Below are 11,279 nucleotides of genomic sequence, written 5' to 3'. Positions count from 1 at the left end.
ACGGCGCGTCAGCGGGGACGCGCTCCTGCGAGGCGGTCGACGGGCGGCCCCACGTTCTCCTCGACAGCGGGGTCCGCGGTGGCCACGACGTCCGGAAGAGGCGCCTGTGGTGACACGCCCCGCACCACGACCGGGCCCTTCCGACACCCCGATGCGGCGCCTCATCGCCTGCTGTCGGCGCTACCCCCGTACCGTCGCGCTCACCCTGGGGGCCGCCGTGGCCACCGTGGTGGCCGCGGCACTCGTACCGCTGATCTCCCGCGCCATCGTGGACCGGGTGATCCTGTCGGACGAACTTCCGCTCTGGCCCTGCCTGTCGGTGCTGGTCGTGGTCGGGCTCCTCCGCCTCGGCGCCGGCAGCGCCCAGCGTTGTCTGGCGGCGCGGCTCTCCTGTGATGTCCAGCACGACCTGCGGATGAACACCTTCGCCGCACTGTCCCGTCTGGACGGCGCGCGCCAGGACGCCGTGCAGACAGGGCAGATCGTCAGCCGGTCGATCTACGACCTGTCCATGGCCCAGGGCCTCCTCGCGATGCTGCCCAACGTGCTGGGCAGCGTTGTGCTGTTCGTCCTGTCCCTGGCGGTCATGCTGTTCCTGTCGCCGGTCCTCACCCTGGTCATGCTGCTCGTCCTGCCACCGCTGCTGTTCACCGCACGGCACAGCAGCAGACAGCTGTACCCCGCCACCCTGGAAGCGCGGCAGCGCGAGGCCGCCGTCGCCGGCGTCGTGGACGGCGCGGTCACCGGTGTCCGGGTGGTGAAGGGGTTCGGGCAGGAGGAGCGGGAGCTGCGCGGGCTCGGCGAGGCCGCGGCCGCGCTGTTCACGGCGCGGCTGAAGGTCGTCCGCCTCAACGGCCTGTACGGTTCGACACTGCAGGCGCTTCCGCTGCTCGGCCAGGTCGGCATCCTTGCCACCGGCGGCTGGATGGCCTCGCGCGGGGACATCTCGCTCGGCACGTTCGTCGCCTTCTCCACGTACGTCGCCCAGATGGTCGCCCCCCTGCGCGGTCTGGCCACCGTGGTGACCGGCCTCCACCAGGCACGCGCCAGCGTCGTCCGGGTCTTCGAGCTGATCGACACCCGGCCGCTGGTCGAGGAGCGGCCCGGAGCGAAGACGCTGCCGCCCGGGGCCGCCGCCGTCGAGCTGGACGGCGTGACGTTCGGGTACACCCCTTCCCAGCCGGTACTCAGCGACCTGACCCTCACCGTGCGGCCGGGGGAGACGCTCGCTCTCGTGGGCGCGCCCGGCTCCGGCAAATCGACCGTCTCGATGCTGCTCCCGCGCTTCTACGACGTGCGGCGGGGAGCCGTACGCGTCGGGGGCCACGATGTCCGGGACCTGACCATCGATTCCCTCCGCTCCGTCATCGGACTGGTGCCGGAGCACAGTCTCCTGTTCTCCGGCACCGTGCGGGACAACATCGTGTACGGCCGTCCCGAAGCCACGCAGGAACAGATCACGGCGGCGGCCCGAGCGGCCGGAGCCGACCGCTTCATCCGCGAACTGCCGGACGGCTACGAAACGGTGGTCGGCGAAAAGGGCTTCACCCTCTCCGGCGGGCAGCGGCAACGCATCACCTTGGCCCGCGCGCTCATCACCGAGCCGGACATCCTGCTCCTGGACGACGCCACGTCGGCGGTCGACCCGCGGACCGAAGCCGAGATCCACGCCACGCTCCGCCAGGTCATGCACGGGCGGACCACCCTGCTCATCGCCCGCCGCCGCTCCACCCTGGAGCTCGCCGACCGCATCGCCTTCCTGGAGGACGGCCGGCTGATCGACGTCGGCACCCACGACGAGCTCGCCGCGCACTCCACGGCGTACCAGTCGCTGTTCGCCGGTACCGGGCCGGTGTTCGACGAAGGGGAGGCGGGGCAGACGGAGCGCGCGGACACCCCCGGCGACCGTGGCCCGGCCACCGGACCCGACCACGGAGCCGGGCGGGACACCGCGCCCGGCCCGGGCCCGGCAACCGGCGCCACCGCGCCGGCAGGCACACCACCCCAGCTCGCCGATCTAGCCGAGGCCACCACCGCAGCTCTTGACGCGGACCCCTCCTTCGGTCTCCGCCGCCTGCTGCGTCCCTTCCGCCTCCCCCTCGTCCTGGGGGCGGTGCTGGTCCTCCTCGACGCGCTGGTCAGCGTGTTCGTGCCGCTGCTCATCCGGACGGGCATCGACGACGGCATCCAACAGGCGGCGTCCGGAGTGCTCCTGGCCACCTCCGCCGCCGCTGTCGGCCTCGTGCTCGCCGGCTGGGCCATCAGCATGGCCCAGCTCAGAACGAACGGCCTCCTGGGTGAGCGCATCCGCTATGTGCTGCGCCTGCGCGGCTTCGCCCACCTGCAACGTCTCGACCTGGCGTACTACGAGCGCGAACTGTCCGGCCGGATCATGACAAGGATGACCTCGGACGTCGACGCGGTCGCCGCCTTCGCCCAGACCGGGTTCGCCATGGCCGTCGTCAGCTTCCTGTCCACTGTCACCGTGCTCGCCGTGCTGCTCGTCCTGGACTGGCGACTCGGCCTGGTGGTGTGCGCGGCGCTACCGGTCCTGGTGGGCGCGACCGCCCTGTTCCGATGGAAGGCCATGGGGGCGTACAACGACGCCCGGGACAAGGCCGGCGCGGTCAACGCGGACCTACAGGAGAACGTCGCGGGCCTGCGGGTCGCCCAGGCGTTCCGGCAGACCCACCGCGGCGCTGAGCGCTTCGCTCACAAGAGCGCTGCATATCGCACCGCCCGGCTGCGGGCACAGCTCTACTCCGCGGGCTACTTCGGATTCGTGGAGTTCCTTCCCGGCGCGACCGCCGCATGCGTCCTGGCCTTCGGCGCGGACCGGGCCCGAAGCGGCGCCCTGACCATCGGCCTGCTCGTCGTGTTCCTGCTCTATGTCGACGTCCTCTTCTCGTCGGTCCTGCAACTGTCCCAGGTGTTCGACGGTTACCAACAGGCATCGGTCGGACTCAGCCGCATCCTGGATCTGTTCCGGACACCGACCGGCACACCAAGAGCGGCCCACCCGAGTCCGGTGCCGCGGCTGAGCGGGGACATCGACTTTGCGGACGTCCGGTTCCGCTACCACGGTGCCACACGCGACGCGGTCCGCGGCGTGACCCTGACCATCCCGGCCGGACAGACGGTGGCGCTGGTGGGGGAGACCGGCGCGGGCAAGTCCACCCTGGTCAAGCTGGTGGGCCGCTTCTACGACGTCACTTCGGGCGCGGTACGGGTGGACGGGCACGACCTGCGTGGTCTGGAACCGGCAGAGTACCGGCAGCGGCTCGGCATCGTCCCGCAGGAGACGCACCTGTCGGAAGGCACCGTCCACGACGCCATCGCATACGGGCGCCCCGAGGCGACCGAGGCAGAAGTGAGGGCCGCGGCCCGCGCTGTCGGAGCTCATGAGCTGCTGTCACAGCTCCCCGGCGGATACCACCACCCCGTAGGGGAGGCGGGCCGGAACCTCTCCGCGGGACAGCGCCAACTCGTGGCCCTCGCCCGCGCCCAGCTCGTCGACCCGGACGTGCTTCTGCTCGACGAGGCCACCTCCGCGCTCGACCCGGCCACCGAGGCAGTGGTGTCCGGCGCCATGGCCAGGCTCGCGGAGGGGCGCACCTCGCTGATCGTCGCCCACCGCCTTGCCACCGCCGCGCGCGCGGACCGCATCGTCGTGCTGGACAACGGCAGTGTCGCGGAGGAGGGAAGCCACCACGAACTGCTGGCCCGCGAGGGCCACTACGCGCGCCTGTGGAGGGCGGCGAGATCCAAGGGAGGCCTTGAGAAGTTCCCGATGGGGCGGTGAGTGTCGGGGGCAAGGCCGTCCGAAGGTGGTGTAGCGGTACTGGTGAAAATGACGTCGAGCTGCTGGTTCTGCGCCACGACAGCGCCGTACTACGCCGCGCTCCCCGAAGCCGCGTTCGAGGTCGGCCTCCGACCGACGAAACCGTCGCCGCACGTGGACTGCGTGGAGGGATCTTGACCACGCTCATGCCGACGCTGGTCGGGCGCGCGAGCAGAGGTCCTCCGCGAGCACCAGATCCCCCTTGGCGTCCGGGTTGTGCGAAGACCCGCCCGGCGAAGCGAAACGTTGCGCTCACATCGGCCCCAGGACCGGCTCTTCGCCACGTACCGTCGCCTCCAGCAGGTCGACGGTGGCGACGTCCGCGAGTTCGGGCACGGCCGCGTGCGGATCTCGATCCCCCGCCGTTCCACGTCGGGGAGTGGTGGACCCATGCCGTCGCCGCCAGCGCCTCGGCGGCGAACTGCACCCGTCGTCCGCTGCGCCGACCTGTTGCCGGACCGCGTCGCAAGCGGGACTTTCCCAGGCCATCGCTTGCACACTGGACGCATGGCACGTGCACCACGAAGCGGCGGCGACGGAGCGGCAGGAGTCGACAGTGGTCTGGGGCCGTATCTGAGGTCCCGCCGAGCTCAGGTCACTCCTGAGGAAGCCGGGCTGAGCACCTCTGGCCTGCGCCGCGCTCCCGGTCTGCGCCGGGAGGAGCTGGCCGCGCTCGCCGGCATCAGCGTCGACTACTACACGCGCCTCGAACGGGGCAAGGAAAGCCGCCCCAGCCCCGCCGTCCTCGACGCCCTGGCCAGGGCCCTGCGCCTTGACGCCTACGGCCACCAGCATCTCCACGACCTGGCCGCAGGCTCTCCCAGTACAGCAGCGCCGGCAGGAACAGCAGCAGCAGCATGGCCTCGGGCGGAAGGTGGACCTCGCGCAGCGCGGGGACGAAGCCCAGTAGCACACCGATTGATCAGCAGCAGGGGCGGTGCGACGTGTAGGCGGTGTCCGAGGCCCTCCCCGGTCAGGAGGGCCAGCCCCAGGACCACGATGAGTTCGAGGCCAACCACAGCGTGTCTCCTGTCGGTTCAGGAACCGAGGTCGTCGGCGTAGCGGCGGAAGTGTTCGTGCAGCAGGCGGCCGTAGGCGCTCTGTACGGCGAAGGCGATAAGGACGTCACGCGGGTCGACTTCGCGCCGTTCGATCGTCGTCGGGGTGAGCGGTTCGGTTGCGGATGTGGCGGCGTACGCGTTTGCGGAAAGCACGGTTCTCCTGTGGGTTGGGTGTTTTTGATGACCGGCGGTCGAACTCGGCCGCCGGAGACCGGAGGGTCGAAGACTCGGCGTGGGACGAGTTGCAGGGTCGTCGAGCTCGCCTCATCACTGGTGATGGCCTGGACGATGTACGCGGCGTAGTGCCCGTACCTGCGGCGGTAGGCGGAGTCGACGGCGTCGTTGATCTCCTCGTCGGCGTCGACGAAGGTCACGTCCTTCGTGACGCCACCGGCCTCGATACGGCCCTCCTGCCGGGCGCGGGTGCCGCGGTACCAGTCGGAGTCGGGACCGTAGACGGAACGGACGTAGATGCCGTTGCCGACGCGGACCACCCAGATGGTGCGGCGGCTGCTCAGCCGACCATCACGGCGCAGGGAGGCGATGTCGAGTTCCTCGGCGTGCTCGATGTGGTCGAGCTCGTCGTCCGTCCAGGCTGTCGTGGTGGTCATGGGGTGTGCTCCTTGCATGGCGCAGAGGGACGATCACTGCTGTGGGGCGGGCCTGAGCAGCAGGCTGGCCGCCGTGGTGAGCAGGACCAGGACCGCGGCGATCAGGAGGCTGGTGCGCAGTCCGTGGAAGAAGGTCGCGGGTTGGGCCACCAGGGCGCCGAAGACCGCGACGGCCAGGGCGCCGCCCACCTGGCGGGAGGTGTTCAGGACACCGCTTGCGGTGCCCGCGCGCGCGGCCGGGACGTGGTCGAGCAGCAGGGACGTCACCGCGGGGACGGCGAGGGAGCCTCCTGTGCCGACCGGGATCATCAGCAGCACCATCAGCCAGGTCGGTGCCGACGCCGGCGGAAGACACAGCAGGACGAGTCCGCCGGCCATGGCGAGCTGCCCGGTGATGATCGGCATGCGGGGGCCGAACTTCTGCGCGCACCAGGCGGCCGTGGGGCTGACGAAGGCGGTTAGCAGGGTCATCGGCAGGAAGGCGAGTCCCGTGGCCAGCGGCGAGAGGCCGTGCTCCTGCTGGAGGTACAGACTGAGCAGGAAGACCATGCCGTAGAAGCCGACGTTGAGGGCGAAACCGATCGACGCCGAGATCGCCGTCGTGCGTTCGCGCAGGAGCGGCAGCGGCACCATCGGGTGCCGACCGCGGGCCGGCGCCGTCACGAAGACGGCGCCTGCCACCAAGGCCACCGCCAGTGCGGTCAGTACCCGTGGCGCGGTGAGGCCGACGGCGCCGGTCTCGATCGCCGCGTACGTCAGGCCGCCCATGGCGGCGATCGCGGCGATCTGCCCGGTCCAGTCGAACGGGGTGGCTGCGCGGCGCGGCGAGCGGCGGGTGCGGGCGAGCAGGAAGAGCGCGAGCAGGCCGACGGGCAGGTTGACGAAGAAGATCATCCGCCAGCTGACCAGGCTGAGCACACCGCCGGCCACGGGACCGGCGGCCGACCCCACCGAGCCGCCCAGCGCCCACAGCGAGATCGCCCGCGCCCGCTTCGCGGAGTCCGGGTACGCCTCGCGGATCAGGGCCAGCGAGGCGGGCACGATCACCGCCGCGCCCGCGCCCTGCACCAGTCGCGCGACGACCAGCATGCCCAGATCCGGAGCGAGGCCGCAGGCCACCGAGGCGGTGGTGAAGAGGGCCAGCCCGGCCCCGAACGCCTGCCGGGCGCCGACCCGGTCGGCGACGGACCCGGCGGACAGCAGGAGCGCGGCGAACATCAGGGTGTAGCCGTCGACCACCCACTGGAGCCCGGTGATGCCGCTGTCGAAGCCGCGCCCGATCTCGGGCAGCGCGACGTTGACGATCAGGGCGTCGAGCGTCATCACGAAGAAGCCGAGCAGCGCGGCCGCCAGCGCCCAGCCGGCACCCGTACCGCCTGCGCGGCTTGGCGCGAGGCCGGCTGGGTGCTGGCTGGACACGACGGAACTGGACACGGATGTCTCCTGTGAGCGAGGTGGTTTTCCCGACGGGAATCCAGCCTGCGCGCCGCGCGCGACAGGCGGCAGGCCGTGTTGTGCCGGGGAGCGGCGTTCCGGGGTGCGGCAGGGCCCCTCAGGTAGTGTTCGACCTGGTCAGGGGGTCGTCACAGGTCGGTGTGGTTGCCGCGGACGTCCCCGGCGCCGTACATGATGGGTTGCTCGCATGAGGTGTTCCTAGTGGGGGTCAGGAGTAGCGGCCGCCCTGCGGGTGGGCAGGGCGGCCAGTTCGGCGACGTCGGCGGAGCCCACGTTGTCCAGCAGGTACTTGGGCGCCTTGGTACCGGGGATGGGGATCACGTACTCGCCTGGGCCAGCACTCAGGCGAGCGCTGCTGCTGGGAGCCCCGGTCGAGTGCGCCGACCTTGGTGGCCGGCAGCCTGCTCCCGGTGCCCGACGGCGAGGGCCCGGCCGAGCAGTTTCCCGTTCGTGGGCGGGCTGTAGACGTCGGCCGTGTGCCCAGCTCGCCAGCATCTTCCCCGGCTGGCCCGGACCATGCGCTGGACCTCATCAACACCGGCCCGCCCACCCTGCCGACCGGCTACCAGACTCCGGCCGGGCGCCATGACCGTCTTCGGAACACCGGTCACGGATGAGTTCCTTACGCAAACCGGTGCCGAGCGGCGAGGAAAAGGGAAAGGACGAGGAGGACGAGTCCGGCCGCGGGGGCCAGAGCGAAGGCGGCGGAGGCGCCCAGCTCGTCAATGGCGCGGCCAGAGAGGGACGCCGCAAGTGCCGAACCGGCCGCGCTGGTGGAGTTGTTCCAGGTGAACGCCTGGGTGAGGACCGCTGGGTGGACGGCCTGCTCGGTGAGAACGCTCAGCAGGACGAGCGTGGGCGGCACCGCCGCCCCTGTGATCACCACGGCTGCGCCGAGCCAGGTCGCGGACGGTGCGAAGGGAAGCAGCAGCGCTGCGCCTGTCAGATAGGCGGTGGCGATGACGAGTTGGCGGCGCGCCGGGGCGCGGTTCCGGCGCAGCCCGTAGAGCCAGCCGGAGAGCAGCCCGCTGAGGCTGGAGGCGGCGAAGATCGGCGCGGCCGCATCGGGCATGCCGTGCCCGACGGCGAAGGCGCTCACCGTGACCCCCATGGTGCCGAAGTACAGCCCGAGGGCCAGGTTGAGCATGGCGAGAAGGAGGAAGTCCGGTCGGAGCAGGGTCCGTTGGGTGTGCTCATGCTCGGTGTGCTTGTGGGCGGGGCGGGGCGCGGTACGACGCTGGGCGGTCAAGGCGCCTCCTCCGCCGAGGATCAGGGCCGCGGCGATGACGCTGGCCAGGGCCGCGTCGCTGGCCGCACCGAGCGCGGCGACCGTGACGGGCCCGAGCAGGAAGGCGGTGGCGTTGGCCAGTGATTCCAGGGAGAAGGCGGTGGGCAGTTCGTCGGCCCTCGTCTCGCGCAGCAGGTGGGCCCAGCGTGCTGCGGAAAGAGCTCCGAGCTGGGGAATAGCCGCGCCGGCGCAGGTGGCGGAGACGATGAGTGCGGCCGGGGAAGTGGAGGCCAGGACGACGGCGATGGCGGTGCCGTAGGCGAGGAGACAGAACGGCAGGACGCGGGTCTGGCTGAACCGGTCGATCAACCGGGCCAGGTGAGGGCCGATCAGGCACTCGGCAAGGGAGAACCCGGCGGTGGCCAGGCCGGCGGTGCCGTATGAGCCGGTACGGGCATGTACCAGCCAGACCAGTCCGAGGCCGGTCATGGCGATGCCGACGCGGCCCACGGCGGCGGCGAGGAAGAAAGCGGCGGCGCCGGGGATGCGCAACAGCGGACGGTAGCCGGATGCGGCGGATGACATGAGAGTCCTTTGTGCCGCCAGGCGGAGCGGGCCACCTCAGGTCGCCGGCGCCTGACACCCCGCGGGGTGCGATGAAGTGAATGGTGCGACCCGTGGCCCCCTAGGGACGTCCAGGACTGCGGAAGGACGGGACACGCGCCCTCGCCGCCGCCCCTGATCACCAGGCGGAGGAGAAACGTCAGGCCCGGGCCAAGGCGGGACCGGGCAACTGGGAAAACTTTAACAGGACGGAGCGGTGTTCAAGCAGGGAATGCGCAGGTGGTGGCGGCGCGGGAGAGCCAGGGGGACGGGCGGTTGCATGGCGGCTCACGGTGGCCAAACCGGCGCAGACGACGCGCCTGGCCGACCGTCGCACAACGTCATGGGTACGCCTCGCCCGGCATCAGTGGATCTCCCAGGCCATCGTGCGGCCGGTCCTGCCGGATGACGATCCACTGCTGGAGCGGGCTGGAAGGAGATGCCCAGGGTCTGAGCTGTTTGACGCGGTCGACGCACTGGTCGCGCCCAGGTCCCCGTTGCCTGCACCGGCGGAGCGGAAGCGGTTGCGCCAGGCGCACGGGTTGACGCTGGACGAGGTGGCCGCGGCCCTGAAGGTGCGGCGCGCGACCGTCAGCGGCTGGGAGTCCGGCAAGCCCGAGCCGCGGCCCCCGCAGCGGGAGGCGTATGCGCGTCTGCTGAATCGGCTCGCGGAGCTCTACCCCGCCGACGCCAACACCGGCGCGTCCGCAAGACACGGTGGCGGTGGGCGAAACGTTCACCGGCCCCGCCCCGGAGGAGTCGCCGGAAGCGCGGACCGTATCCACGGGCCTGGCGCCGGAGGCTGCGGCCATGACCGCTGAGCACCCCGCTCAGCGCCCCGCCCCCACACCACCGTCGCGTCCGGCGTCCACGACCAGGCCGTCGTCGATGTCGCGGCGACCGGCCGCGAAGAAGGCCGCCCCCAGGAAGGACACCGCCGCAGTGGCTGCCGCGGATCCGCGGTTCGCAAACGGCCCGCTCGCCGTCGTCGACGCCGACGACGACCGCCGGGTCGTGGCGTACTGCGTCGGCGGCCTGATCCTGGACGTGCCCGCCAAATCCCTCCCGGCGCTGGTGGATTGGACGCTGCGGGTGGCGCAGCTCGGTGCGTCGAAGCTGCACGGCTCGGGCAAGGACGCCGACCCGCTGCTGGTGCTCACCGAGGCCGCCCTGGAGCGGTACGGACTGCCGACACAGCTGTCGGAGTCCGAGCGGCTGGCCGGGCGGCTCCCTGAGGGACACAAGGTCCTGGGGCAGCTCGAGCGCGCGGACTGGCGGCTGACGAAGCGGGGGTTCGGGCCGTGGGCGAGGATCTACCGCCCGGCCATGGGCCGGGAGCGGCAGTGCGTGCAGCTGTGCATCCCGTCGTGGAACGCGCTCGATGCCCGCTCCTGGGGCCACGCCGCCCAACTTCCGCCGCCGGAGCTCGCCCGGCTGCTGGGCACCTACGCCACCCGCGTGATGACGCCGCGCGGCTCCACCGCGGTCACCGGCCTGGAGCTGATGACCGCCCTCAACCCGCCGACCCGCGCGAGCGAGCCGGACGCGGACGGCAAGCGGCACAAGGAGCACCGGCCCGGCTCGCTGGGTGAGGAGGCGATGGACTGCGCGCCGTGCGAGGCGCCCGACGGGCACCCGCTGCTGAAGGATCTGCCGCGCTTCCACCAGCGCGGGCCCGCGGAGATGCTGTTCGAGGAGGCGTACGACTGGGCGCGGGAACTGACCGATGCCGAGTGCATGAAGCGGTTCCTGGTCGGCATCGACGTCAACCTCGCCTTCGGCGCCGCCGCGAACGGCGCGGTCGTCGGCCTGGCGACACCGCCGGTCCACGTCACCAACCCCGAGTTCGACCCGGCGCTGCCCGGGGCGTGGCTGGTCGACCTCTCCCACATCAACCTCTCCCGGGTCCTGGTCGGCAAGCAGTGGCGGCAGCTCGAAGGCCGGCTGCTGCCCAGCCCGTTCACCCCGACCGGCGAGACGCCGACAGGCCCGGCCTGGTACGCGACGCCCATCGTGGCCTACGCGGTGGAGCTCGGCTACGACGTCGCGTCCATCGAGGCCTGGGTGCGCCGGGAGAAGGGCAGGTACCTGGACGGCTGGTACAAGCGGCTCAGGGACGCGTACGTCGACACCATGGACGATCTGGACGTGGGCGAGAAGCTGCCGCCTGAGGAATTCCTGCAGGTGATGGATGGCTACAAACAGCGTGACCCGGAGATGGCGATCCTCTCCGACTGCGCCATCTACGCCGCCGACGGGCCCTCCCCGCTGGACGTCCTGCCCTACGACGCGGATGGCAAGACGGTGCCCGGCTCGTTCCGGCTCGGGGTCTCGCCCGGGATGGTCAAGCACGAGGGCAGCCAGAGCGTGTTGTGGGGCGAGGAAGTCCGCGAGAAAAACAGCCCGATCCTGAACCTGGCGCGGTACATCAAGACGGGCGAGGCCACCGCCAAGGACGATGGAGAGTAGGGGAGAAGGCC

At 71.4% G+C, this 11,279-nt stretch carries 5 protein-coding genes and 2 pseudogenes; 3 read left to right on the top strand and 4 right to left on the bottom strand.

Annotation, left to right across the window (positions count from 1 at the left end):
- The first annotated feature begins 151 nt into the window (after positions 1-151).
- Both ACWY4P_RS01495 and ACWY4P_RS01490 read left to right on the top strand, forming a co-directional pair.
- The gene (locus tag ACWY4P_RS01495) at positions 152-3,802 is read left to right on the top strand and encodes an ABC transporter transmembrane domain-containing protein (RefSeq protein ID WP_456208246.1); all 3,651 of its coding nucleotides are present in this window, start codon (positions 152-154) and stop codon (positions 3,800-3,802) included.
- Positions 3,803-4,348: 546 nt separating this feature from the next.
- Positions 4,349-4,654 (top strand): annotated as a pseudogene (locus ACWY4P_RS01490) (helix-turn-helix domain-containing protein); the annotation flags it as partial.
- 160 nt (positions 4,655-4,814) lie between these two features.
- Here ACWY4P_RS01490 and ACWY4P_RS01485 read toward each other — a convergent pair.
- The 4 genes from ACWY4P_RS01485 to ACWY4P_RS01470 all read right to left on the bottom strand — a co-directional run bounded on the left by ACWY4P_RS01485 (position 4,815) and on the right by ACWY4P_RS01470 (position 8,781).
- Positions 4,815-5,513 (bottom strand): DUF2255 family protein, encoded by a 699-nt coding sequence (locus ACWY4P_RS01485; protein ID WP_456208245.1) that lies wholly within the window; start codon positions 5,511-5,513, stop codon positions 4,815-4,817.
- A 33-nt stretch (positions 5,514-5,546) separates the two neighbouring features.
- Positions 5,547-6,947, bottom strand: a complete 1,401-nt coding sequence (locus ACWY4P_RS01480; RefSeq protein WP_456208244.1) for an MFS transporter — start codon at positions 6,945-6,947, stop codon at positions 5,547-5,549.
- A gap of 219 nt (positions 6,948-7,166) precedes the next feature.
- On the bottom strand, positions 7,167-7,289 hold the full coding sequence (locus tag ACWY4P_RS01475) for a hypothetical protein (protein ID WP_456208243.1): 123 nt from the start codon (positions 7,287-7,289) through the stop codon (positions 7,167-7,169).
- 301 nt (positions 7,290-7,590) lie between these two features.
- Entirely contained in the window at positions 7,591-8,781 is a 1,191-nt protein-coding gene (locus ACWY4P_RS01470) for an MFS transporter (protein WP_456208242.1), read from the bottom strand.
- A gap of 437 nt (positions 8,782-9,218) precedes the next feature.
- Between ACWY4P_RS01470 and tap the strand changes: the two are divergent.
- Positions 9,219-11,268 (top strand): annotated as a pseudogene (tap, locus tag ACWY4P_RS01465) (telomere-associated protein Tap).
- Positions 11,269-11,279: the final 11 nt, after the last annotated feature.

The organism is Streptomyces sp. LZ34, assembly GCF_053890475.1.
The sequence above is the reverse complement of the archived record's forward strand: the minus strand, read 5'-3'. Positions and strand labels throughout refer to the sequence as shown.